Source organism: Paenibacillus provencensis (assembly GCF_042678545.1).
Classification (GTDB): Bacteria; Bacillota; Bacilli; order Paenibacillales; family Paenibacillaceae; genus Paenibacillus; species Paenibacillus provencensis.
In genome coordinates this window covers 1,689,421-1,714,906 of record NZ_JBHTKX010000001.1, presented here as the reverse complement: position 1 = coordinate 1,714,906, position 25,486 = coordinate 1,689,421, and the positions used below count along the sequence as shown (strand labels likewise).

General features: G+C 46.3%; 21 protein-coding genes. 14 read left to right on the top strand and 7 right to left on the bottom strand.

Features of this window, described 5'->3' with window-relative positions; translation table 11 throughout:
• Positions 1-5 precede the first annotated feature (5 nt).
• From ACFQ3J_RS08160 to ACFQ3J_RS08150, 3 genes are read right to left on the bottom strand one after another with little or no spacing between them, the layout of a single operon-like run.
• Entirely contained in the window at positions 6-1,001 is a 996-nt protein-coding gene (locus ACFQ3J_RS08160) for an ABC transporter substrate-binding protein (RefSeq protein ID WP_091159102.1), read from the bottom strand.
• On the bottom strand, positions 988-1,989 hold the full coding sequence (locus ACFQ3J_RS08155; RefSeq protein ID WP_251583628.1) for a Cof-type HAD-IIB family hydrolase: 1,002 nt from the start codon (positions 1,987-1,989) through the stop codon (positions 988-990). The genes ACFQ3J_RS08160 and ACFQ3J_RS08155 overlap by 14 nt, the downstream gene beginning before the upstream one ends.
• 28 nt (positions 1,990-2,017) lie before the next feature.
• Positions 2,018-2,686, bottom strand: a complete 669-nt coding sequence (locus ACFQ3J_RS08150; RefSeq protein WP_285850214.1) for an MBL fold metallo-hydrolase — start codon at positions 2,684-2,686, stop codon at positions 2,018-2,020.
• A 295-nt stretch (positions 2,687-2,981) separates the two neighbouring features.
• Between ACFQ3J_RS08150 and ACFQ3J_RS08145 the strand changes: the two genes are divergently transcribed.
• The 4 genes from ACFQ3J_RS08145 to ACFQ3J_RS08130 all read left to right on the top strand — a co-directional run bounded on the left by ACFQ3J_RS08145 (position 2,982) and on the right by ACFQ3J_RS08130 (position 7,706).
• A complete protein-coding gene (locus ACFQ3J_RS08145; protein ID WP_251583630.1) occupies positions 2,982-3,941 on the top strand; it encodes a sugar-binding transcriptional regulator in 960 nt (319 codons plus the stop codon).
• A gap of 234 nt (positions 3,942-4,175) precedes the next feature.
• Positions 4,176-5,048 carry a CheR family methyltransferase gene (locus ACFQ3J_RS08140; protein ID WP_091155946.1) on the top strand — a complete coding sequence of 291 codons (873 nt, stop codon included), beginning with the start codon at positions 4,176-4,178 and terminating at the stop codon, positions 5,046-5,048.
• Positions 5,049-5,255: 207 nt separating this feature from the next.
• The gene (locus ACFQ3J_RS08135) at positions 5,256-5,699 is read left to right on the top strand and encodes a MarR family winged helix-turn-helix transcriptional regulator (RefSeq protein ID WP_091155949.1); all 444 of its coding nucleotides are present in this window, start codon (positions 5,256-5,258) and stop codon (positions 5,697-5,699) included.
• A 21-nt stretch (positions 5,700-5,720) separates the two neighbouring features.
• The gene (locus ACFQ3J_RS08130) at positions 5,721-7,706 is read left to right on the top strand and encodes an FUSC family protein (protein WP_251583631.1); all 1,986 of its coding nucleotides are present in this window, start codon (positions 5,721-5,723) and stop codon (positions 7,704-7,706) included.
• Positions 7,707-7,842: 136 nt separating this feature from the next.
• Here the strand turns inward: ACFQ3J_RS08130 and ACFQ3J_RS08125 are convergent, their stop codons facing one another.
• Positions 7,843-8,631, bottom strand: a complete 789-nt coding sequence (locus ACFQ3J_RS08125; protein WP_251583632.1) for a glucose 1-dehydrogenase — start codon at positions 8,629-8,631, stop codon at positions 7,843-7,845.
• Between the two features lie 426 nt (positions 8,632-9,057).
• Here ACFQ3J_RS08125 and ACFQ3J_RS08120 point away from each other — a divergent pair, with 426 nt between their 5' ends.
• Positions 9,058-9,393, top strand: coding sequence for a hypothetical protein (locus ACFQ3J_RS08120; protein WP_251583633.1), 336 nt, complete (start codon positions 9,058-9,060; stop codon positions 9,391-9,393).
• A gap of 53 nt (positions 9,394-9,446) precedes the next feature.
• The gene (locus tag ACFQ3J_RS08115; protein ID WP_379292565.1) at positions 9,447-12,143 is read left to right on the top strand and encodes a beta strand repeat-containing protein; all 2,697 of its coding nucleotides are present in this window, start codon (positions 9,447-9,449) and stop codon (positions 12,141-12,143) included.
• 241 nt (positions 12,144-12,384) lie between these two features.
• Here the strand turns inward: ACFQ3J_RS08115 and ACFQ3J_RS08110 are convergent, their stop codons facing one another.
• Positions 12,385-12,687 (bottom strand): TetR/AcrR family transcriptional regulator, encoded by a 303-nt coding sequence (locus ACFQ3J_RS08110; protein WP_251583635.1) that lies wholly within the window; start codon positions 12,685-12,687, stop codon positions 12,385-12,387.
• A gap of 259 nt (positions 12,688-12,946) precedes the next feature.
• Between ACFQ3J_RS08110 and ACFQ3J_RS08105 the strand changes: the two genes are divergently transcribed.
• The gene (locus ACFQ3J_RS08105; RefSeq protein ID WP_170862384.1) at positions 12,947-13,615 is read left to right on the top strand and encodes a PilZ domain-containing protein; all 669 of its coding nucleotides are present in this window, start codon (positions 12,947-12,949) and stop codon (positions 13,613-13,615) included.
• Between the two features lie 102 nt (positions 13,616-13,717).
• On the opposite strand, the gene ACFQ3J_RS08100 is transcribed toward ACFQ3J_RS08105, so the two are convergent.
• Entirely contained in the window at positions 13,718-15,355 is a 1,638-nt protein-coding gene (locus ACFQ3J_RS08100; protein ID WP_251583636.1) for a sensor domain-containing diguanylate cyclase, read from the bottom strand.
• Between the two features lie 195 nt (positions 15,356-15,550).
• Between ACFQ3J_RS08100 and ACFQ3J_RS08095 the strand changes: the two genes are divergently transcribed.
• A complete protein-coding gene (locus ACFQ3J_RS08095; protein ID WP_379293286.1) occupies positions 15,551-16,819 on the top strand; it encodes an FG-GAP-like repeat-containing protein in 1,269 nt (422 codons plus the stop codon).
• Positions 16,820-16,879: 60 nt separating this feature from the next.
• On the opposite strand, the gene ACFQ3J_RS08090 is transcribed toward ACFQ3J_RS08095, so the two are convergent.
• On the bottom strand, positions 16,880-17,734 hold the full coding sequence (locus tag ACFQ3J_RS08090) for an SDR family oxidoreductase (protein ID WP_251583638.1): 855 nt from the start codon (positions 17,732-17,734) through the stop codon (positions 16,880-16,882).
• Between the two features lie 137 nt (positions 17,735-17,871).
• Here ACFQ3J_RS08090 and ACFQ3J_RS08085 point away from each other — a divergent pair, with 137 nt between their 5' ends.
• The 6 genes from ACFQ3J_RS08085 (at position 17,872) to ACFQ3J_RS08060 (ending at position 25,409) form a co-directional block, all read left to right on the top strand.
• Entirely contained in the window at positions 17,872-18,150 is a 279-nt protein-coding gene (locus ACFQ3J_RS08085; RefSeq protein ID WP_091155966.1) for a hypothetical protein, read from the top strand.
• 117 nt (positions 18,151-18,267) lie between these two features.
• Positions 18,268-18,534 (top strand): DUF2798 domain-containing protein, encoded by a 267-nt coding sequence (locus ACFQ3J_RS08080; protein WP_251583639.1) that lies wholly within the window; start codon positions 18,268-18,270, stop codon positions 18,532-18,534.
• A gap of 118 nt (positions 18,535-18,652) precedes the next feature.
• Positions 18,653-20,503: a TerB N-terminal domain-containing protein gene (locus ACFQ3J_RS08075; RefSeq protein ID WP_251583640.1), complete on the top strand. Its 1,851-nt coding sequence runs from the start codon at positions 18,653-18,655 to the stop codon at positions 20,501-20,503.
• Between the two features lie 18 nt (positions 20,504-20,521).
• Entirely contained in the window at positions 20,522-21,883 is a 1,362-nt protein-coding gene (locus ACFQ3J_RS08070) for an ATP-binding protein (protein WP_251583641.1), read from the top strand.
• Positions 21,880-24,084, top strand: a complete 2,205-nt coding sequence (locus ACFQ3J_RS08065) for a DEAD/DEAH box helicase (RefSeq protein ID WP_251583642.1) — start codon at positions 21,880-21,882, stop codon at positions 24,082-24,084. The genes ACFQ3J_RS08070 and ACFQ3J_RS08065 overlap by 4 nt, the downstream gene beginning before the upstream one ends.
• A 731-nt stretch (positions 24,085-24,815) precedes the next feature.
• Positions 24,816-25,409 carry a DJ-1/PfpI family protein gene (locus ACFQ3J_RS08060; RefSeq protein WP_091155978.1) on the top strand — a complete coding sequence of 198 codons (594 nt, stop codon included), beginning with the start codon at positions 24,816-24,818 and terminating at the stop codon, positions 25,407-25,409.
• The last annotated feature ends 77 nt before the right edge of the window (positions 25,410-25,486 follow it).

Here is a 25,486-nt window from a genome sequence, read left to right as displayed (position 1 = left end):
AATCATTACTCACCGAATACTTGAATGAATTGTTGCTTGTCCGCTTCACGATCAGCGGCAAGTTTAACCGGGTCACCGGACAAAATCTTCATTTCGGAGACGCTCTTGAGTCCTTCAGGCGGGGCGATACCTTCCCGGATCGGGGAATAACCGATCTCTGCCGACAATTGTTGTCCTTCTTCAGATAAGATAAAATCAACGAAGGCTTCTGCAGCTGGCACATTGGCCGCATCTTTCATGATCCCAACCGGCTCGGTTATGATCGGCACGCCTTCTTCTGGATAGGTCAATTCAACCGGGGAGCCTTTGGCCTTTTCACGTGCGACGAGATAATCCACAACAACACCGTATGATTTTTCGCCGCTGGCTACAGCTTTCATGACAGCGCCGTTTCCTTTGATAACGGATATACCATTATTCTTAGTTTGCTGAAGAAAATCCCAACCGAATCCATCTGTGCGGCTGAATACGCCAATGTTGTACGCTGCTGCTCCAGAATAGAGCGGGCTTGGCATAATCGATGCGTCTTTGCTGTCTGCCGCAGTCAGTACATTCCACGACGTCGGTGGGGAGGCCACTTTTTGCGTATTGGTCGCTAGTACGGTAGCCATGACCTTGGTTCCCGCATACATGCCATCAGGATCGACAAGATCGGCAGGGATTTCGCTTAGTTCAGGAGATTTATACGAAAGTAGAAGGTCTTCTTGCTTCAGGTTTTCAAAGGTTACCGCGTCGGCGAGCAGTAAGACGTCAGCTTGTGTTTTGCCAGCCTGGCGTTCGGCCTGGATTTTGGCGGTGACTTCTTCTGTCCCGGAGCGGAAGACGCTGACCTCTACGTCCGGATATTTATCGTTAAAAGCGGAGATCAGCTTCGTAGCATCCTCTTCAGGCTGAGAGGTATAGAAAGACAACTTCCCCGATATTGCATTTGCTTCGGCGTTAACGTTGTTCATTTCTGAAGTGCCTTGTCCTTGTGTAGAGCAACCGCTAAATACGACCATACCTGTCAGAACGGGCAGAAGTAATGACTTTTTGAATGGAATCACGAAAGTTCTCTCCTTTATTAGCCACTTGTGGCGTCGTCTTATATTTCGATAAATTTATTGTGCAACCAATGTTATGGAATGGATATTTAAGCAGATAATTGCGGATCGCCATGGCGACGCCGTCTTGTTCATTCGTTCCTGTAATGACGTCTGCGCTCGCTTTGACATGAGGCTCAGCATTGCCCATTGCAATACCCAATCCGGCCCATTGAAGCATGTCCAGATCATTGTCGTAATCTCCTGCGGCGGCTACCTCTTGTCGATCGATGCCTTGCTCGCGGAACAGATGCTCAAGCGCACCGCGCTTGCTGATACCGACCGCGTTCACGTCAAATCTCAAGCTTCCTGTTTTGGTACATTGGTACATAGCCGACGCTTTAAGTTGGTTATATATTCGATCGCGGGCGGCAAGGTTTGTGCAAATGACGGCCGCTTTGTAGATCATGCCAGGCATGCTGTTTACGAACGATTTGAAATCGGAACCGACTTCGACCAACCGGATCAGTTCGGTTTGTTCTTTGTAATGATCTTCCGTCCATGGCAGTTCTGGTCGCACGACAACATTATTCAATGCCCAGTTCCGATTCGTATCGTTGATTTGCCGTACAAATAGGACATTGTAGCCGTAGAAATGAACGTAGGCGCTTTCTTCCTCAATTACATTCAGTATGTATAAAAGGGATGCTGTATCCAGGGGGAATCCTTCAATCATTTGGCAGGTCTCTGCATCAACGGTTACCGCACCATTCAATGCCACTAAGGGAAAATTCAATGGTATTTCCCTCGCATGTAGCCATACCGAAGCGGGAAACCGCCCGGAAGCGATAGTGACAGCTACTTCATCCGCCATTAATTGCTGGATGGAGTTTCGCGTTTCTGGCGTAATGATTTTGTTCGAATTCAACATGGTCCCATCCAAATCAAGAGCAAGCAATCTATGCAACTATAACCATTCCTTCCTATAGGATGGATCATATGGTATACATGCGCAGTGGCTCAGGAATGTCCACCGGTCCATGAAAGGTTCGACTTGCTTCATCACGCATGAATTCCAGATTTCCGTCGCCGGGCAGATGCACCAGTACGAGCTGTTTCACATTGGCTTGTCCGGCAATCATACCTGCCTGCAGCGCATTCATGTGTCCTTGGCCAGTGGTGTGCACGCTTCCCTCGCAGATCGTTGCTTCACACAGGAAAATGTCTGCGTCACGGGCGAGCTCAATCAAGGCATCACAATAGGAGGTATCACCTGAATACACCAGCACCTTGCATTTGTAAGAGATCTTGATTGCATAACAAGTAATCGTATGTTCGACATGCACGAATTCGATATCCGCTCCTGCAAGCCGGACTTTGGTGGAAGGATCGATCGGAATCACTTTGGTATGTTCGCTGAATAAGCTGTGCAGTATGTCAACAGGAGCATCTGGGGCATAAAGCTTCAGTTTCTCTTTCATGCGACCGTTGCGAATGGCACCTGCTGCCGCATATTGAAGAACGCCAAGATCTGCCATGTGATCATAATGCAAGTGAGACAGAATCACGCCGGATAACGCTTCTACCCTGGTTTCGGAAGGGAGCTTGCTCATTACGCCGCTGCCACAATCCAATAAAATTTGTCCTTCGTCGGTGGTTACCAGATATCACGCTGTTGCCCCGCCTGCTGCAGGGTAGCCTCCCCAATAATCCAAAATCTTTACATTCATCTTTTGCACCTCGGTCTGTCTTAATCTGAAGTCAATTACAAATGTTCTGCGTTGTTACAAATGTTCTGGACAGTTCTCATTGTAAGGACGCTTTATTACTCGGATATCAGATGAATGTCAAACTTGTGTAAAAATAATTTGGGAATATGTTCCTAACTTGACTCGGGCGTAAACGCCATTTTATATTGAGACATGTGTACGCACTATAAAGCAAAAGGCGGACTTGTATGTGAATATAGACGAGCGAAAAAATGTAGTCAGAGTATGCAAATTGTATTATTACGAATCTTGGACGCAAGAAAAGATTGCAGAGAAGCTGGGGGTATCAAGACCGGTCATCTCCAAAATGCTGCAACGGGCTAAGGACGAAGGAATCATAGAAATTGTTATTCATGATGACGATCGTGAAATTTCGAATCTGGAAAAAGAGCTTGAGCAAGCATTTCATTTGAAACAAGTTCTGGTGGTTCCAACCAAAGATTTAAACAAGGAATTGGTGTCAAGTGCGGTTGGAAGGGCGGCTGCCCAATTTGTGCAAAGGTTGATCAAAAACGGGGATCGTGTAGGCGTTTCCTGGGGCAACACGTTGTATCATATGGTTAGAGAATTTCCGTTAGAGAAAAAGGAAAACGTCAAAATCATTCCGCTTGTCGGCGGAACGGGAAATTATCGCAATGAAATGCACTCCAATCAGATCGCATATGAGCTATCCAAGAAAATGGGAGTCTCGTGCGAGAGCTTATATGCCCCTGCTGTGGTAGAGACCGAAGAACTGCGTGAACAGATTGTTAGCATGGCTAACATTGCTGCGGTTTTGCGAGAGGCGGAACAAATCGATTTAGCACTGGTCGGTATCGGAAATCCATTTTCTATGTCCACAATGGAACGGTCAGGATACCTCAATGAGCAGACGTTATCTGAACTGAAATCCATGAACGCGGTTGCAGACATTAACTCCGTGTTTATCGCACGAGACGGATCAATCGCGAAACATTCCATTAACTGCAGAGTCATTGGACTTGGGCTCGAACAGTTGAAAAAGGCCAAGACGGTTGTCGGCATGGCCTTTGGTCTGCACAAAATCGAGTGCATACTCGCTTCCTTGCGGGGCAAGTACATTAATATGCTCGTTACGGATGAGTCGACGGCCCGACGCATACTAGACGGCCACCTTGTTCCAATTAAGTAACAGTATCATAATGACAGAAGCAGAAAATTAGAAACGCAAACCAAACAGATTCTACATCGAGTTGAAGAGAATCTACCGGATGATCGCCGTAATATATTGAAGAAGCTGTACAGCAATCAGACCAATTTTGATGGGAAGCGAATTCTTCTAGTTGACTATATTAACAAGCCGATTTATGTTGAGAAATTGCTTTCTTTATTAAAGGTGTGGCTCTATACGTAAAGGAGGCTGAGGATGATTTCTGATCGTGGAGAATATACGCAGCTTGCGCCTCTGGCAGGTCATGATAAGGAGGAGCTTGAGAAAATAGAAGTAGAGCTGCTTCTCCAGGCTATTTATCGGATGTATGGTTATGATTTTCGGAATTATGCTTATGATTCGATATATAGAAGAATTAGGTACGGAATGCAGTCTATAGGCGAAGAGTCGATCTCGGCTCTGATCCCTCAAGTACTCCATTACCCTGACCGGATGCAGCAGCTGTTTCGCTATTTTGTCGTTGGAGTGACGGAAATGTTTCGTGACCCGGATATGTTTTATTCGTTTCGCAAAAATATCATCCCTTATTTAAGAACGTATCCTCATATTCGAATATGGCATGCAGGCTGCTCAACCGGCGAAGAGGTATTGTCGATGGCTATCCTGCTTCAGGAAGAAGGATTATACGACAGGGCCAGGATCTATGCAACAGATATTGATGAGGATGCACTTGAAAAGGCTCAGATGGGCATATATCCCTTGAGAAATATGAAAGTAAACACCTACAATTATATTCGTTCAGGCGGTACAAGAGATTTCTCGGATTATTACATGGCCCGCAAGGATTCCGTTATTTTCAATTCATCACTGCTGAAGAACATTGTATATGCACGGCATAATCTGGTCACGGACCAATCGTTTAATGAATTTAATGTAGTCTTCTGCCGAAATGTACTGATATACTTCAATCGGGAGCTGCAGAATCGGGTGCATCAACTCCTTCATGACAGTCTAGCCATGCTTGGATTTCTTGTGTTGGGAGATAAGGAATCCATGCTGTTTAATAGTCATAGTCACAAGTATGAAACAATTGACAAGCGTGAGAAGCTGTATCGAAAGATCCAATGAATAGATATCTATGTTACTGCCAAACCTGCTGAGATAGAGATAGCGGGTTCTTTTTTTTGTAAAAGCTTAAACAATCTCATATCTTCTGGGTATATGAAATTGATTTAATTAACAAGTGATTTTCAGAAAAACTTGAAAAAAGACAAACATAGGGATAAAATTAATTTGTATACATATAATTTGTATAACAATTATGGAGGTAGAGTGATGAGGGCTGCAGGCAATGAAGAGAAATATGGATATGCGATAACAAGAACTAGCCGAGCGGTGCTTCGGTTCCTTACCGGATATCTAAGAAGCTATTCGATAACACCCGAGCAATGGACTGTAGTGAAGAGAGTGTTCGAGTTTGAAGGTATTACGCAAAAAGAGCTTGCTGTAATCTCAGATAAAGATCCGGCAACCTTGGCCAAAATATTGGACATACTGGAAAGAGAAGGGCTAATTGCACGTAAAACAAACGATGAGGACCGGAGATCCTATCTCATATTCATTACAGATCAAGGCGTCAAATTAAGAAATGAAGTATATGAACACCTCGAGCAGGTATTCAGCAAGGTTCTTGAGGGAATACCGCAGGAAGAACTGGCAGTGTTCAACAAGGTATTGTTCAAGATTGAAGAAAATGCAGCCATTCATGCAATAAATTAGTTGGAAATAGAGGTAACAAGTATGAATAATCACAAAAATCATAATATCAATAACTACCAAAAATCCGCTGACAGACGCCGTGTACAACACAGCATTCCAGCGGTAAAGAAATACAGGGAGGCATTTACAATCAAGCCTATTCCTTTGAATTGGTTTAGAGGAATTGGATCAGCCTTAAGTGTAGGGGTACCTTCCTTATTAGGGTTTCTAAGTGGAAATCCGGATCTTGGAATATTGGCATCCATCGGCGGTTTTACTTTTTTGTATGTATCGAATGAAACCTATGCTCAGCGTGCGGTTCGTTTATTTTGGGTAGCCCTTGGTTTGACTGCTGCTCTAACACTAGGGGCCTTATGCTCCTACAGTGTGGCATTAATGGTCTTCATGTTTGGTCTTGTTGGCGCCTTAACGGTCTTTATATTCAATCTTTTTCAGATAACTGGCCCAGGAGGTATGTTTTTCGTCCTCGCATATTCTGTCGGAACGTCCATGCCGCATGACCCTAGTACATTGCCGTTAAACGCTCTATGTGTTCTGCTGGGCGGTCTGTTCGCTTGGATTGTGGGGATGTTTGGTTATTTGATCGTCCCCTACGGTCCAGAGAACAAATCAGTGTCTGCTGTATATGAGAGCTTGTCCAAGCTGCTGTCAGCTATTGGGACAGAACGATTCACAGACCTTCAGCATCAAAGTGCCTCACTAATGAAACAGGCAGATCGTACATTATCGAATGGTAAAGTCATCGGTGCGAGAAATAATCAGTACTTAGACAAATTAAAGAGATTAAATCTTCAAGCAAGTGAAATATTTTTGTCCATCATCGATGTCTCCTTGGATAGCAAAAATACGGCTGAGGATGAGCTGGCCCATGCTCTACAAACGCTAAGCAATGCCATCCATACAAGAGATACAGATGTCCGATTTGTCGTTTCCCTGGAAGAGGAATCCGAATATTCGTTACGCAATTTGCATGATCAAATTCAAGCAGCTTATGACATCATAACTAGAGATGCCGTTCATCTGGGTGGAGATACTGAGGCAGCAGGTGATACCAAGGTTCCTATTCTGGTCTTGCTTCGTAATGCGTTCAAACCCGATTCAACGATTCTGTATACTTCACTACGATATGGTCTGGTGCTGCTCGTTGCAGCGGCAATCGCCTATGGCTTTCATTTCGATCGCTCTTACTGGGTTCCCTTGTCAAGTGCAGCTGTGATGGCAGGAGGCACCTATATCGGCACGGTATATCGTGGTCTGCAGCGTTCGGCTGGTACGATGATTGGAATATTGATTGGTACTGCTGTGCTGTGGTATGAGCCACTTGGAATAGTAATACCACTCACCCTTATGATATTTCAATTCATTGTGGAGCTTATTTACGGAAGAAACTATGCACTGGCAGTATTATTCCTGACACCAAGCACTTTGCTGATCGGTACAACCATTCAGCCCGCATTAACCGCAGGATATTTTATATCGGCCCGCATTGTAGATATTATCATCGGAAGTGTCATCGCTATCGTGGGTTCATTGCTGCTCTGGAGAACAAGGGCATCAAGGAAACTGCCAGAAACATTGTCCAATGCAGTACAAAAAGAAGGTGAAATGCTGCTTGCAATATTGAATGCTGATCCTGTTCATGATAAGCAGGTCCAAGAGCAAGACTTACGTAATGCGCTGATTCAATTAAGATTGGTTTATGATGATGCCTTTGCTGAGTCCATCAAAAAAAGCTCCCAAATCGCCGTATTGTGGCCGGCAGTGGCAGATTGTCTGCATTTGGGATATGTTCTGCTGGCAGCAGCAAACAAATATGAAAGCGAAGCGATATCAGATGAGGATAGATTAGAGTTCCAGCGTTACTTCGCAATGCTCGCACAATCCATTAAGGATAAAAAAGAACCCGCAGAAATGAATATACCTTGGCTTTCCAAGTTCCCAGCCATATATGAAGATATTGAACAGCTTCATTATTCCCTCCACATTGGCGAGAAGGCGACAGTTTAGTTCGAGTTAAGAGTAGAGTATAGCTAATTGTGGAGAAAGCGAATCCCTTATGGGTATTCGCTTTTTTTATGTTGAAGGTTAAGGGAATAATAGAAAAGGGCCCCTAGCAGGGGTCCTTTTGATGTCTTGAGATTGACTAGTATTGGTTCGACTGTCCACCATCAATTGGAATAACGACACCGTTAATAAATTCGGATTCTCCAGACAGCAGAAACGCAACGAGACGGCCTACTTCTTCTGGTTTACCGAAACGTTTTTTCGGATTTACGCTGACAAATTGCTTACCTGCTTCTTCCCATCCGTCTTCTCCGCCAATCTGCTTCAGGGAACCAACCACCATTGCTGTCATGATCGCGCCGGGTGCAATGGCATTGATGCTTAAGTTGTACTGACCGTACTCGATTGCTGCATTCTTCGTCATACCGGACACTGCGTGTTTACTTGCAACATAAGCAGCCTGATTCAGAACTCCGCGAATCCCGCCAACGGATGCTACGTTCACGATTGCGCCGGATTGCTGCTCTTTCATTACAGGAAGGACATATTTCATGCCATAGAAGACACCTTTAAGGTTAATGTCAATGACTTTATCAAACACTTTGCTGTTGTATTCTGCTGTAGGAGCCTGGGTACCTTCGATCCCTGCATTGTTGTAGAAGCCATCAATACGGCCGAATTTTTGTACCGTATCGTCTACATATTTCTGTACAGCTTGCTCATCGGATACATCGGCAGTGAGAAGAAGAATCTCTGCTTCAGGTGCTGCTTCAATAATCAATTTTTTAGTGTCCCCAAGTGCAGTTTCATTGAGGTCAACGAGTGACAGCTTTGCACCTTCCTTAGCGATTTCAAGGGCTGCAGCTTGTCCTAATCCAGAGCCTGCTCCAGTAATCAATACAACTTTTGAATCAAAACGTTTATTCATGTTCCATTCTCCTTTTGTAAGTAAAATATACGGGATGTTCATCTATATAAATCAATTTCATACTTTTATCAAAATGGTGAATTGGAAACTATATGCTCTTGATAAGAGCTACGAATGGTAATACGAATGATTCATATAGATGATAATAGCGTTTTCAAGCGAAATTCATTAGTAATCATATATCACAAATAATTCACTTGACAATAAACAAACCTTTTTCATCTGTCTTCTAAACAACAGCATACCCTTATATGTTCACACACGACATAAAACTTAAACATATGGATATGAAATGTTCGAATATCACCCAAATAAGTGGTTAACTCGACAGGATTCATGACATTCATTGAGCAACGACATCATATGTTGATAAAGATGGTTCCTGATCTATTAGAATAAGACAGTTCATGAAGGAGGGAACAGTAATTGCTTGTCACTACGGGGCCTATTTTGAATAATGCGGTAAACGGCCTTCGGCCGGTCCATATGGTTACAGTCAAAATTATTAATAAATCGCTGACTCAAAATGCTTCGATCTCAATACAAGGATATGTATTGGATCAAGTAAGAACAAATTACGTGGCTGAGTTCTTTAATCTCGATCCAAATGCGGTATATACAAACACTTATCAAGCCAATGTCGAAGGTTATGAGTTTGAAGTGTCTGCACTAGATAATGATGCGATCGAAATATCTGTGTGGGGAAAAGATGCATCAGGTCAGCTCGTGAGCGCGTATCGGTTGGTGTCTTCGGAATTGTAAGAAGTGAGGGGTATAACTAACAAAGCACTTCAAAATTGAGGGAGATTGGTAATATGGCTAATTACTCAACTGGACCTATTGAGAACAATGCGGTAAATGGAGCCAGAATTACACAGCAGATTACGATATCTATTGAAAACCGGGATACCGTCAATAGCGGAATTGTAACGGTTCAGGGATATGTATTGGATGCTGCTCGAACATTATATGTGTTGGATTCCTTAAGTATTGGACCTAATGGTGTGATCAACAGAACCTATTTCGCCAACCTGGACGGATTTGAGTTTGAATTTCTTACAAGCGGTCTTGCAGAGGATTCAATAGAGTTATCTGTATGGGGCAAAGACGCGGCTGGAAATTTGGCAGCACCCCACCGGATCGTCTCTTCTGAGCTTCTTGGAGCAAATGCAGGAGGAGTTGGAGCCACCGGAGCCACTGGAGCCACTGGAGCAACAGGAATTACGGGACCAGAAGGGCCTCCAGGTGGTTCTACCGGAGCCACTGGGGCCACTGGGGCGGAAGGTGCAACGGGTCCGACGGGACCGACGGGAGTAACCGGAGAAGCAGGCGTAACCGGTTCGACCGGTACAACAGGAGTAACCGGTGACGCAGGAGTAGCGGGTCCGACCGGTCCGACAGGGGTAACCGGTGCAACCGGTCCAACGGGAGCAACTGGTGAAGCCGGAGCAGTAGGCGCAACCGGCCCAACGGGGGCAACGGGTGACGCAGGAGCAGTGGGTGCGACAGGTCCAACGGGGGCAACCGGTGACGTGGGAGCAGACGGTGCGACCGGACCAACAGGAGCAACGGGTGACGCAGGAGCAGTAGGTGCAACCGGCTCAACGGGGGCAACGGGTGACGCAGGAGCAGTGGGTGCGACGGGTCCAACGGGAGCCACTGGCGAAGTCGGAGCAGTAGGTGCAACCGGCCCAACGGGAGCAACGGGTGACGCAGGAGCAGTGGGTGCGACAGGTCCAACGGGAGCCACTGGTGAAGCCGGAGCAGTAGGTACGACCGGACCAACAGGAGCCACTGGTGACGCAGGAGCAGTGGGTGCGACGGGCCCAACGGGAGCAACGGGTGAAGCCGGAGCAGTAGGCGCAACCGGCCCGACGGGAGCAATAGGAGCCACTGGAGACACAGGAGTAGCAGGTGCGACGGGACCAACGGGAGTAACGGGCGAAGCCGGAACAGTAGGTGCGACAGGTCCAACGGGAGCAACGGGCGAAGTCGGAGCAGTGGGTGCGACCGGTCCAACGGGAGCCACTGGTGACGCAGGAGTAGCAGGTGCGACCGGTCCAACGGGAGCAACGGGTGACGCAGGAGCAGTAGGTGCGACAGGTCCAACGGGAGCAACGGGTGAAGCCGGAGCAGTAGGCGCAACCGGCCCGACGGGAGCAATAGGAGCCACTGGAGACACAGGAGTAGCAGGTGCGACGGGACCAACGGGAGTAACGGGCGAAGCCGGAACAGTAGGTGCGACAGGTCCAACGGGAGCAACGGGCGAAGTCGGAGCAGTGGGTGCGACCGGTCCAACGGGAGCCACTGGTGACGCAGGAGTAGCAGGTGCGACCGGTCCAACGGGAGCAACGGGTGACGCAGGAGCAGTAGGTGCGACAGGTCCAACGGGAGCAACGGGTGAAGTCGGAGCAGTGGGTGCGACCGGTCCAACGGGAGCCACTGGTGACGCAGGAGTAGCAGGTGCGACCGGTCCAACGGGAGCAACGGGTGACGCAGGAGCAGTAGGTGCGACAGGTCCAACGGGAGCAACGGGTGAAGCCGGAGCAGTGGGTGTGACCGGCCCGACGGGAGCTACCGGTGAAGCCGGAGCAGTGGGTGCGACAGGTCCAACAGGAGCAACGGGTGACGCAGGAGCAGTAGGTGTAACCGGCCCGACGGGAGCCACTGGTGGCGCAGGAGTAGCAGGTGCGACCGGTCCAACGGGAGCAACGGGTGACGCAGGAGCAGTAGGTGCGACAGGTCCAACGGGAGCAACGGGTGAAGCCGGAGCAGTGGGTGTGACCGGCCCGACGGGAGCCACTGGTGACGCAGGAGTAGCAGGTGCGACGGGTCCAACGGGAGCAACGGGTGACGCAGGAGTAGCAGGTGCGACCGGTCCAACGGGAGCAACGGGTGAGACAGGAGCAGTGGGTGCGACCGGTCCAACGGGGGCAACAGGTGCAACCGGCCCGACGGGAGCCACTGGCGAAGCCGGAGCAGTAGGTGCAACAGGTTCAACGGGAGCCACTGGAGAGACAGGAGCAGTAGGTGCGACTGGACCAACAGGAGTAACGGGTGACGCAGGAGCAGTGGGCGCAACTGGCCTGACTGGTGCAACAGGAGCTACTGCCGCCTCACCTGTGCTGGCTTTTGCAAATGTTCCGGCAGCTACTGCGATGCCAGCAGCAACGGAAGTCACGCTTGCGAGTGTTACACAGGATACTGCAGCGGGACTTCCTCTAAAATTAGATTATACACTGTCTGCAGAAGTAGACACGACAGCCGATTGGTCTGTTCAAATGGAATTTAGATTGTATAGAGATGCAACACTGATAAATACTCAGATCGTAATAAGGAGCGGTGGAACAGCGGGAATTCAGCGTTTTACGATCGCGAATACCTATGTAGATACAGCCCCTACAACAGCAACAAGTACGTACAGTGTAAGAGGATTCCTCACTGCAAGTACAAATGTAACCTCTGTATCAGCAAATAATACGAACTTTAATATTCTTTCTTTCCCAACATAATTTCAGAGGAAGTATACTGTAACTCCATATAAACTAATTTATTGTTTAAAACAGGACCTTTAAAAGAGTCCTGTTTCTTTTTTGTGTATTCAAAATTTAAAGCCTTTCAATAAGGCGGATTTCTGAATTTATAAATCTCCGTTCACTTTTAAATGCTAACCGAAGTTCTAAAGAGGGCTTATTAATTTCAGCAGCATATCTACCTTCGGCATCCTGTAATCCTCTACCCCGTAAGAGGGCTTCAATATACGTATTCATCGAATATTGCTCCAGAAGCTGCTTGACCTGCTCGGGAACACCTCCAGACGTCCGCGCTTGGTGGACTAGCATGAAGTAAGGGGCTCCGCTTTCCATCAAGAATCTCCGTAGTCAACGCCCTGAGTTTCTGGATAGGTGTGCCTGGCAGCTCATAGATGCTGCGGATCGCCACCTCCGTTTCGAACATGGCCTCTTGAACAAGCGACGTGAACAACTCGTCTTTCGATTTAAAATAATAGTATAGCAATCCGCTGCTAATGCCCGCAGTTGCAGAGATCATACTCATCTTGCTGTTATCGCACCAACGGTCATTCCTTGACCAAAGATTGGGTCTCCAACACCAGTAAACAATCCCCTCTCCAGCACATTATCATCCGAATAAATGATAACTAACCGATCAATCTTGCAACTGAGAATTTACGCATATTTAAAAAACAACATTTCAAATTTCTGATATTCTTATATAATAATGCTGATCATCATTTTTCCAAAAACACACAACGATGTATTTTCAATGCAGCTTTTTAATATTTCAGGAGGAATACATGATGAGCATAGATAAAATTAACGAAGCCTCATTAATAGACTGTGTCGTCGTTGTACGGAGTAAGCTCCGCTCGGTCGGAGGTCGAATCTCTTATATAGAAGGCGATGTATTTGAAGTGATGTTTGAGGTGGAGGAGAACATCCCTATTCCTTTAGGTAATTCGGTGGGGATCACGATCTACTCGGCTGAAGGGTTAATTGTGTTTGATACTTATCCCATCGCAAGCTACCTGCAGCGGATTCTATGCATTCTACCACCTGATTTGCAGAAAAAGCTGCTGAATAGACGGAAGGATATCCGCATTCCGGTCAGGTACTTGAACTCATGCCTAGAGTCTTTGTTACCGCAAGCATCCTCAAGTCCTTATGTATTTGAGCAAGGTCTGCACTGCGATATTAAGAATATCAGCTTGGGAGGCTTGCTGTTTTCAATCGAAAGTCCGATACCCATTCAGGAGAAGGATGTCGTCCGTGTCAATCTCGACGGGAAATTCAAGCTTAATGCGATCATCAGACATCATCAAAAGCTGGATACAGAGTATAGATACGGTGCAGAATTTATGGAGATGTCGAAGGAAGATAAGCATACTCTCAAATCTCTCATTATTAATCAACAAGCAACGCATCGGCCGATGCAGATTGGAATTGAGCACTATTTAAATGATTGAAGAAGTTAATGATCCCGCGACAAAAGAAATGTAGAACACAAACTAATTGGATGCCTAAAGAACCCGGCGAAAGCCGGGTTCTTTGCATAGCTATAAAGTTAATTAACGGATTTCTTCTTGGTGATAGAAGGTAACCCGATTTTTTCCCGATTGCTTGGATTGATACAGACATTCGTCTGCAAGCCGGATTATACTGCCTACATCACTATCATGAATCGGATAGAAGGATACACCAATACTGCAGCCGATCGTTACATGATTGAGGTCAATAATAAAAGGACTGTTGATTGATTCAATCATACGATAAGAAATCGTGCGAGCCGACTCCATCGCTTCATTCTTCTCGGAGCGCAAGATAATTAGAAATTCATCTCCACCTAAGCGGACAACGGTATCTTGTTCTGGTATGGCTTCTCTCAAGCGGTTTGCCACTTTCTGTAATAGAATATCTCCAGTCTGGTGTCCCAAAGTATCGTTTACATGCTTGAATCCGTCCAAATCCAAATACATAAAAGATAAAGCCTCTTGGTGCATATCCAGATCCTTGATGGTGTTCTCCAGATAGATCTCCAGCGCTGCCCGATTAGGTAAGCCTGTCAGTTGATCCCGATGAGCTTGATTCTTCATATTCCCTAATGCTGTTTCTGTCCGAACCAGCGTATCCACCAGACTGCGTAGAGATAAGGAGAGAATATGCATATCTGAGAAACTTTTATATACGGGGATCTTAACATCTTTACCTTGTCTTAGCTGATTAGCCGCATTGGTAATTCCCCGGATCGGCTTCGTAATTCGTTCTGACAATAACCAGCCAATCGCAGCAAAGATAAGTGAGGCGGTAATACCTGCTAGAATAAACTGTCTTGTCAGTTCCTTAAGATCGATAAAGGCAGTGGCTTCAGGCTGTCTGACGAGTACGGACCAGCCCAGTCCCTCATAATTCAAATAACCATCACCATATGCATAGCCGGTCAGATAAGTTTTTCCATCCGGCCATTCTTCGATTTCCCACGAATCTTCACCGTTTTGCACATTTTGAATCAATTGGATGTCTAGTTGACGACCCACCATATCATCTGGGCCTAATAGAATCGTCTTTTCATTCTTACTAACAATGAACAGGTCAATATCCTGCGTATGATTCTGCTGAGGCTCTAATATTGTGCGCTCTACCTCTCTAGACCATTCCCAGCTGAGATGGGCGGCGAGCACTCCCTTGACCTGACCGTTACGGTCCATTACCGGCATACTAATATCGACGAATTGCAGCGGTTCTCCGGTAGGATTGGGCAGGAGCTTGGCCAGAAGAACGGCATCGTGTACATCTCCTATAAATTTCCCCTTGATTCCTTCCTTAAAGACAGGGCGTTCAGATATATTGGACCCTACCAGAATTCCATCTGTCGCCGCCATTACATCTCCGTTCACGTTCATATAGCCTATCCATGAGAAGGAAGGGAAGCTCGTTTGCAGCTGTCCCATTAAATTTTGTATCTCAGAAATCTCGTTATTCTGAGCGAGTGTATATGTTGCAGCCAGCATTTCTACTTCACCTTGTCTTGACCACATAAAATTATCCAGCTTGTCCGACATCTGATAGGCTATGTTCGCGAGAGATTGACCAATCTCCCTTTGAAGGCTTCTCTCGGCTCGACTACTAAGTATGAATCCCATAATGAATGTTAGCATAATGACGATTACAGTAAACGCAAAAACAAGAACAGTACGAAGTTTAAACATGTGGCCTCCTAAGGATGTTGCAAAAATACTCGAATTTTGACGAACAGAGTGAATATAACATGAACAGGATATATATTCCATACAAAAAATCTTGTATACAAAAAAGTCCAATTGATGGAAAATCGATGATGCCGTATGCTGTTCAATATTAACGCCTATCTTCACTACACTCATTGATATGGAGGACCACTTATGATGCTTCAGCATTCTGATCCGGTTTGTCTTGCAACAGTCGATGTAAGCTCGGCTGGCCCTAATTGTAAAATGCTATTCGGGGATCTCAATAACGATGGAAGATTAGAAATGGTAATGATTCAGCCGGATAACCGGCAAGATGTGAGATATATCCCTCATCAGGTGCAGTGTATTACTGTATTTGATCTGGAGGGTAGAATGCTCTGGCAAAGAGGAACTCCAGATGATCAGGCAGGAACGCAGGGCTCCGATTATCCTGCGCAGGTGTACGATCTGGATGGAGATGGTCGATTGGAAGTTCTGTGTGTGATGAATGACCAGTTTCATGTCATTGACGGGCTTACTGGAGAGAGCAACCAGGCCTACGATCTTCCCTCGCCGGAAGCGCATGACTGTATCATTATCGCGAATTTATCTGGGAATGAACGGCCCACTGATCTATTGCTCAAAGATCGTTATCATCAGATATGGGCATTGAATTCACATTTTGAACTGCTGTGGACGCATCAAGGGAATCCTGGACACTTCCCATGGGTTTACGATATTAATGGCGACGGTAAAGACGAAGTCATGGCAGGATATGATATGCTGGATTCAGAAGGAAACGTCATATGGAGCTGTCAGGACTTGTCGGATCATGCGGACTGTATATGGGTAGGGGATGTGAACGGGGACGGAGAAATAGAGATTGTCATTGGTGGCAGTGTAACAGTCATGATGGATAAGCATGGAACAGAAGTATGGAGATATGCGGATTCCATTGAATCCCAGCATATAGCGCTTGGACGATTTCGAGACGATCTGCCAGGGCTTCAGATTGCTGGTCTGGACCGAATCATTCGCGGGGATGGAAAAGCAGGTGTTAAAGGCAAGGATGGGATGTTCATGCTGGACGCAAACGGTCAAGAAATATGGAAAGAACACCGCCAAACCGACGGGTGGTTAACCATTATTGATACAATTAGCGGCTGGGATGAGAGCGGGATGGATTATATTCTAGCTTATAGACGTGGAGGCGGTATATTTCCTACTCTCTATGACGGTGATATGAACGTCGTTGCGGCATTTCCGGTAGATGGGTATGTGGGACATGCTAATTTTCTGGGTAATGGCCGTGAACAGATTGCTATTTATGATGGCGACACCATTCACATCTATTCATCTCATGCAGATTCTATCGCTGCAACGCCGGGAGCGAAGCCTATAGTTCAAACAAAACGACTATACAGCTCCACGATCTATATGGGGGGAGAAGTCGTCAAATCATAGTGATACATAAGGGACACCTATTATTGTTGATTATAGCCAGCAATATAGGTGTCCCTTACGTTATTTACCTTTGCGTGTCATGCTGGCAAGCTGATCCCACTGTTCGTGTGTCACTTCTGATAAACCGTTAAACTGTCCTGCTCCCTGCAGCCATTCGCCACCATCAATCGTTATAACTTCACCGTTAATAAAGGCTGCATAGTCCGAAACAAGAAAGGCCGCCAAATGAGCTAGCTCCTCCTTGCTACCGGCTCGTTTAAAGGGGATGCGCTCACGCAATTGCTGCTGGAGCTCCGGTGTAGGAGAGAGTCTTGAATCTGCACCGTCCGTTGGAAAAGAACCCGGAGCAATAGCAACTTGGCGGATTCCATAAGGCGCCCATTCAACCGCGAGTGAACGAGTAAGGGCAAGCACCCCTGCCTTGGCTGCTGCAGAAGGGGTTACGTAACCCGACCCTGTTGAAGCATAAGTAGTAACAATATTCAGCATCGTTCCGGGGTGACTAAGCTCAATCCATTTTTTGCCGACTTCAAGGGTCATATAAAAAGTACCATGCAGCACGATGCCAAGAATTGAATCTACTGCTCGATGTGATAGTCGCTCGGTCGGACTTATGAAGTTGCCGGCAGCATTGTTGACTAGAATATCAGCTCTTCCATAATGGGAATAAACCGCTTTCACAAATTCACTCACTTGAACAGGATCTCTTACATCACATGATTGTACATAGACTTCTTGACCTTTGGAGCGAAATACCTCAGCAGCTTGATCCAGCGCTGCTTGTCTTCTTCCACATATGGCGAGCTTTGCACCTAGCTCTGCAAATAGCTCACTCATTGCCTGGCCGAGGCCGGTAGCACCTCCAGTAACGATAACGACCTTGTCTTTTAACAGCTCTGGTGAAAAGGGATTCATTTTATCACTCCTTATGGAGATTTTACTTAACCGTAAGAACAGATTATCATGAATACTAACCGAAGTCATATGAAAAAAGACTCGCGACGGTTGGGTAATTGAAGCAGCATTATCATTCAAATAAGGGAGTGAAGATCATGGAGAGGCTTGCAACACAGGCCTACTATAAAATGTTACGTAAAATTGAAGGCATTCATATGGAGACGATTGCGGACGAACGTGAATTGATTCTGTATTCTGATAAAATTGTTACGAAATATCGGGAGTTTCCATTGGAGAAAGTATTTGATCTTTCCTACAAAAAGGTTGGAGAGATGGATGGACTGTTATATCTGCATACACAGCAAGGAGTATACCCCTATACGGTCAAAGAGAATCCCGAAGCATTCATTCAAGCGGTCAAAGAAAGGATCTGAAGCGATAAGCGTCTGGATATCATAATTGACGAATTGGATTGTTACTGATAAAATACATCGTTATGCGGTTGAGCATCGTGATATGCATAAGAACAAAGAACAACGGAGAGAAGCTTAATGAAGATAAATAAAAAGTACGAAACGATTATTTTTACATTTTTTATGGCGTTTGGAATGTCATGTCTGATGTCATTTGTCATGATGTCTATCAATTACGGCTTCCACGATTCCTTCTTATTAATATGGATGCGATCTTGGGGGATTGCCTTCATGCTGGCATTTCCACTCGCTTATTATCTTCCGAAAGGGATTCGCAGAGGGATGAAGAGAATCCAGTTTGTGGAGTATACAGGAGATGCACAGCAAAGTGCAGAACTGAAATAAACGCTTTTGATGAGAAGGAGGATTCGTACCAAGAATCCTTCTTCTTTTTTGTGTAAAGATAGATGCTCATTTCCTTGAAATGTTATAATGTAATTTGTGATGGAGGGAGGTATGTCCTATGAGTAACAACGATCGAATCCGGTTTGCGGAATTTGATCTGACAGGAAATGAACGGGATGTTCCCATTGCTCCAAGTGAAGCAAATTCCATAGATTATAACACTAATATGCTGGATGACAGAGAGACTCAGCCCAATAGCCCGCCTGTTCAGGAAGTTCCTTATAATGAATCCATCCGTCAGATCTATGCGCCACAGAACGCCATGCCGCAAGTGAACTGGGAGCAGGATTTTCGTTATATATCCAGGGAGCAGCAATTTGTACATACAGCCAAAGAGCTGGCTGCGCGTACTGCTGAGCAGGTACCGTTTGTTCCATTTCACAGCTACTGGCCGACCTATGATCAGATGAGACCTGAACAATATCAATGGTATTTTTACTGGAGATCCGAAGTGCGGAACGGCCTTTATCCAATTACGGATTTGTCCTATCTGTTTGTTTATATATATGAGCTCATTAACGGGATTGGTTGGGTTCACCCTTCCGATGGCTGGGAGCAGCTAAATAAGGTATGGCAGGCATATCGGAAACAGCACCTTAAGCTGGACAACTACATGAGGGAATGGCTCTATGATTTTGCAACGCTGCATCAGCTCGAATATGACCCGTCTCCCATGAGTAAGAAACTGCCTCGCAGCATGTCGAATGAACTGAAAGAGCTGGAATGGAGACGGAGATTTACCGCAGAGCCCATTGAGCTGTCTTGGGACAATCTTTTTGTTATGCTGGATTATGACCCTGAACGAAGCAGATTTTATATTGAGAGCGGACGATATGAGATGACGAAGTTCACTCCTAAAGTCATTGCTCTCGTTGATCAATATTTGTACAGAACCTATGGAACCCGGCTGATCCATCGTTATGAACCTCGTTCACAGCGTGTGAAACGGACGCTCTTCAAGAGTGCACTGTATGATAGTGACATCTATGGTCGAACGATAACCGTTGATTTTGTTTCTATCAGCGAGCATAAGCCTTTAAGAGCTTATATCACTCAGCTGGTACGGTTTACCGAGAATAAGCTGCGGGAATTAAAAGGCTTCAAGGGCCGGTTAAGAGGGATTGAGCTTGAAAAAGAGGTGGAAGAGCTCATCTCACGATACCTGGTCAAAGAGATGAGGGCACTCAAAGCTCAAACAGCCCGGGCGGTTCAGCCGGCAATCCAGATTAATTCGCGAAAGCTTGAGCGCTTAGCACGTGAATCAGATGAGGTAAGAGATATGCTGATCATCGGTGCAGCCAATGAAGAAGAGGAAGCGAATACCTCCCGTATAGCACATACTGCACAGTGCAGGGATATCAAAGTGATGGAGCACACCCGCTCTCAAGCGCATTCCCCGAAGCTTGGCCAGGAGACAGGAGCATACCATCTTATTCAGACGGTAATGGACTTTGATTCTCCCGTACCTCTGCCTGAAGAAGAAACGCCGTTGGGTTCTCCTGAAATAGCTGAATCTGAAATATGGCCAGTATCACTGCTAGAATCTGGGCCTGTTCAGCATGAAGCAGATACGAATGCAGATGTGAATGCATCATCAGCAATTATTATGGGGACGCAAGTGGAAGTACAGCCTGCCTTGGTATGGAACGTGGAGGGGCTTGATGAAGAATGGCGAGATTTTGCTGCTAGCTTACAGCATGCACATCTCGAAATATTGTTCTTACTTAAGGACAGCCATGGTGCTCAAGCGCTGCAGGCTGCTGCCAGCAGAGCAGGCTCCATGCCCGCTGTGCTGATCGAGGAGATTAATGAAGCCGCAATGGAGCATATCGGTGACTTGATCATTGATGAGGAGACGATTGTCGAAGATTATATGAGCATGATGGACAAGCTATGTTCCGGAGAATGAAACGGGGTAATAACGAAAATGAAATCAATGAAAATACCAAAACGTCTGACGACGGCGCTTGTAAACTCGTTAACTGCAGGAGTAGTACCCAGAGTCGGACTTGAACATATTGCCGTTGGACGTAAACCTGAGGTCGAATCGATCTTAAGAGATATGGACAATATTGCCGAAGGCGGCGCTGCCTTCCGTTTAATTACGGGAAGATACGGGAGTGGGAAGAGCTTCTTGCTTCAAATGATACGCAATTATGCCATGGACCGTGATTTTGTCGTGGCTGACGCGGATCTGTCCCCGGAGCGTCGTCTGGTCGGTACGAAAGGGCAGGGACTTGCCACTTATCGGGAACTGATGACTCATCTATCGACCCGGACCCGTCCTGATGGCGGCGCGCTGGAGACCATACTGCAGAAATGGATCGCTGCGATCCAGCAGGATGTGATGATAAGCTCCGGACTAATGCCGGATGATCCTGCGATCAGTCAGAAGGTTGAGGTCCGGATCTATGCTGTCGCTGGTGAAATGCAGAACCTGGTGCACGGATTTGATTTTGCCAAAGTACTGGCTGCCTATTGGACTGGTTACAAGCTGGGGGATGATGATCTTAAGGGCGCTTCACTTCGCTGGCTGCGCGGTGAGTATGCGACCAAAACAGAAGCCCGCAAGGAGCTCAGCGTATCTGTCATTATAGATGATGACAATTGGTATGATTATATGAAGCTGTGGAGCGAGTTTATTTCCAAGATTGGTTATAAGGGTCTGCTGCTATTTATTGATGAGGGTGTGAATCTGTACAAAATTACGAACAGTATATCCCGGCACAGCAACTACGAGAAGCTGCTCACGATGTTTAACGATACGATGCAGGGAAAAGCGGAGCATTTAGGTATATATATGGGTGGTACGCCTCAGTTTGTTGAAGATGAGCGAAGAGGGCTGTTCAGCTATGAAGCACTGCGATCTCGTCTAATCGACGGACGATATGGCGGAGGCGTATTGAAGACATACACTTCCCCTATTCTTAAGCTAGAGATGCTGTCTAATGAAGAAATACTTATCTTGCTGCAAAAATTGCGTGAAATTCATGCGATGCATTTCCAATATGAAGCCGAGCTGTCCAATGAGCAGCTAATTGCCTTTATGCAGGCTGCAGTTGGCAGATTGGGAGCGGAACAGCTGCTAACGACACGGGAGGTGGTCCGTGATTTTATGGACCTGCTTCACACACTGCATCAGCATCCGGAAACGACTTTTGATGAGCTGCTGACGGATCGTGGACAGGAAAGTGGAAATAGTGCTGGATCTGGGTCCAGAACCCTGCCTTCAAAGGAACAACGTCCTTCTGATGCTCTGGATGACTTCCTCGCGGAGTTTGACCTATGAGCTTGAACCGGTCACCCAATCCGTTTACACGTCTGGCTCCCTTCATTCAAGAATTTATATACAAGAAGCGGTGGGATACCCTTCGTGAAGCACAAGTGGAAGCCTGCCGTGTTATCTTTGACACACCGAATCATTTGCTGATTGCTTCCGGTACGGCTTCAGGGAAGACGGAAGCCGCGTTTTTCCCTGCACTAACGGAGCTGCATAATCGTCCTCCAGAATCAGTAGGTATACTGTACATTGGACCGTTAAAGGCACTGATTAACGACCAGTTCGAGCGAATTAGCGATCTGTTGAAGGAAGGCAACGTGCCGGTGTGGCATTGGCATGGGGATGTCTCTCAGGCAGAGAAGACCAAGCTGATGCAGAAGCCTTCAGGTGTGTTGCAAATCACGCCGGAATCATTAGAAGGCTTGCTTATGAATCGGCCAAACGCAATTCCCGCCCTTTTTCATGATTTGAGATACATTATCATCGATGAGGTTCACGCCTTCATGGGAGCCGATCGTGGAATACAGGTTCTAAGTCAGATGACAAGAATAGAGCGGATGGCTTCCTGCTCGCCACGTCGTATCGGTCTGTCTGCAACCTTAAGCGATTATGAATCGGCTGCAGGATGGCTAGGCGCTGGGACGACAAATTCTACCGAGGTGATCTCTCCTCAAGGAGGGAGAAAGCTGAGGTTGTCTGTTGAGCATTTCTCCCTGCCGGATGCCCGGGATGAGAAGCAGGCAGAGCAATTGGAGCTGGCTAAGCAGGCATATCATCAATATATTTACGACGTGACTCATCTGAAGAAGGCGCTCGTATTCACCAATAGCAGATCGGACGCGGAACTCACTACCCTGGAGCTTAGGCGGATTGCCGCCAAACGGGAGCAGCGAGATGTATTCCACGTCCATCATGGCAGCATTTCCGCCATGCTGCGAGAAGAGGCCGAAGCTGCTCTAAAGACAGGGCAGGAACCCGCGGTTGCTGCCGCGACGGTTACATTAGAGCTTGGCATTGATCTTGGTGAACTGGAACGAGTGATTCAGCTCGGAGCTCCATACAGCAGTTCCAGCTTCGTTCAGCGCCTGGGTCGCTCAGGTCGTAGAGAGGATCAAGCGTCCGAGATGATGTTCCTTATTCCTGAGGAAGAAGATGAAGAAGCGCAGCTTCCTGCCCGGATGCCTTGGACACTGCTTCGTGCCATAGCTGTCATCGAATTGTATCTGCGGGACAAGTGGGTGGAGCCCGTGGCCGTTCGAAAGAAGCCGGTCGGTGTCCTGTATCATCAGACGATGAGTACGCTAAAAAGCATGGGGGAAGCCACCCCGGCCGAGCTCGCTAGACATGTACTTTCATTGCCCTCCTTTAGAGAGATTTCCACGAATGAGTATAAACAATTTCTTACGTATCTTCTGGAGACGGATCATATTCAGCGTACAGAGGAGGGAAGCCTCATCATTGGACTGGGCGGCGAGAAGATTGTGAACAATTACCGTTTTTACGCTGTATTCAAAGATGATGAGGAGCATGTTGTTTATAATGGCTCGGAAGAAATCGGTTCGATTACAACGGTGCCGCCTCCAGGCTATTGTTTCTCTTTAGCAGGTAAGCTGTGGAAGGTCGAAGAAGTGGATGCGAAGCATAAAGCACTTTATGTTAAATCAGCTAAGGGTAAAGTTGATACGCTATGGCTAGGTGCTGGAGGAGACATCCACACCAAAGTCATGCAGAAGATGAGAGAGGTATTGGCGGGCAGCACCATTTACCCTTATCTGGCGGCAGGCGCAGTGAACCGTCTGGAGCGTGCTCGAAGACTGGCCCGGGAGAGTGGACTACTGAGCAGCATCATTATACCTGCGGGAGGGGATTCACTCTTCATCCTGCCGTGGGCGGGCAGCAAGCAGTTTCGCACCTTAGAGCGGCTGCTTAAGCATAATTTATCCCATCGTTTGAATTTACGTTCCATCGTTCCAATGGAACCGTATTATATGGTAGTTTCCGGCAAGACAGATCCGATTACCACGCATCAAGCGATCATCGACGAACTGTCAAATCTTGAAGATCCCAGCTTATTGCTGGAGCCGGATGAAGCGCCTTACTTAGGAAAGTATGATGAATTCATACTTCCTCAGCTTGTTCGAAGTGCTTTTAGTGTGGATGGGCTTGATGTTGCTGGTTTAGCAAACACATTAGAACTAAATAAGAGATAGAAAGTTTAATCACAGCAAACGGATTTTATATATGTGAAGTATGTTGTTGGACAGTGTGATCTTACAAAGGTCGCACTGTTTTATGTTGAATTGGCTTGTGGAAGTAGTAGAGATGCAATGATGTTAGTAATGACATTTATTTTCCGTAATTAATATTATGTAAACTAACGTATAGTTGGAGCAAACAGCTTACACTTGAGGAGGCTGCATGGTATACGCCAGTTCATATTTTAAGCGGAAGTGTTGGCTCTGAACCCGAGTTCTTCGATTGCCTTGGTGAGCAGTAACCGGGAGCTCGCAGCCTTGAATGTGAACGGAGCAGCAGCTTGAAGTGGATAAGCTTGTGCTAAAGGCGAGAGGACATCAAATGGAGACCATTCGTGTAACTCCCAACATAACAGATGAGGGGTCTGGCATAGCATCCATCGTTCGTTCTTGTATCCATTACGAGCAGTGAGCCTTATAATCAAATCACCAGCACGAATTTCATAAAAAGGTATGATGACATAACCTCCATTTAGTGAAATTTTAGACTACTGAGGATGAGGTTATGTCTATTTTCATATCATGGCTTGAGTATAATTCAAGTTTTGTTTCATTGTTCTTCGTTTGATCTGCATAATTGATCATAGAACGCTCTGAATGGAGGATAGGAAAGGAAGACGCTTACAGGTATACTCATAGAAACCTGATATGCGTAATTCACGAATAAAAAAGGACGGGTGGAAAAAATGAGGATCGCATTTGTACTATTCAACGGTATGACAAGCATGGATTTTACGGGATTTTACGAAGCTATCACCTGGTTAGGGATACTTAAGGCGAAAGAGAACGTATCCTGGACCTTCTGTTCGGATAAGGAGGAGGTGACGGATGATCGGGGGCTGACAATGAAAGTGAATGAAATAAACCCGGATTTAGGTAAGTTTGATCTTGTCTTCGTTCCTGGCGGCATGTCTACAAGAGAGCTTCGTCACGATCATTCCTTTATTGATTGGATTCGGACTGCGAAGCATGTTCCATATAAGGTATCTGTCTGCACAGGTGCCTTATTGTTTGGAGCTGCGGGTTTCCTTGAGGGAAGGAGAGCAACCACGAACTCTTCAGCTTATGAACTACTGGCTCCGTACTGCAAGGAAGTTATTGAAGCGAGAGTCGTAAGAGATGAGGGAGTTATCACCGGTGGTGGAGTAACGGCCTCTATAGATTTGGGATTGTATATGATCGAGTGGCTTACGAATACAGAAACCGCTTTGCTTGTGCAACAGAAGCTGGAATACCCCTATTATCAGGCAGGCAATCTGAGTGAGGTATATGGGAGTTAAAGGATGGACTTGACTTTGTAGAAGAAAGGGGCTTTATTATGTGTAAGTAGAGTGGAAAGTGGAATAGCAGTACTCAT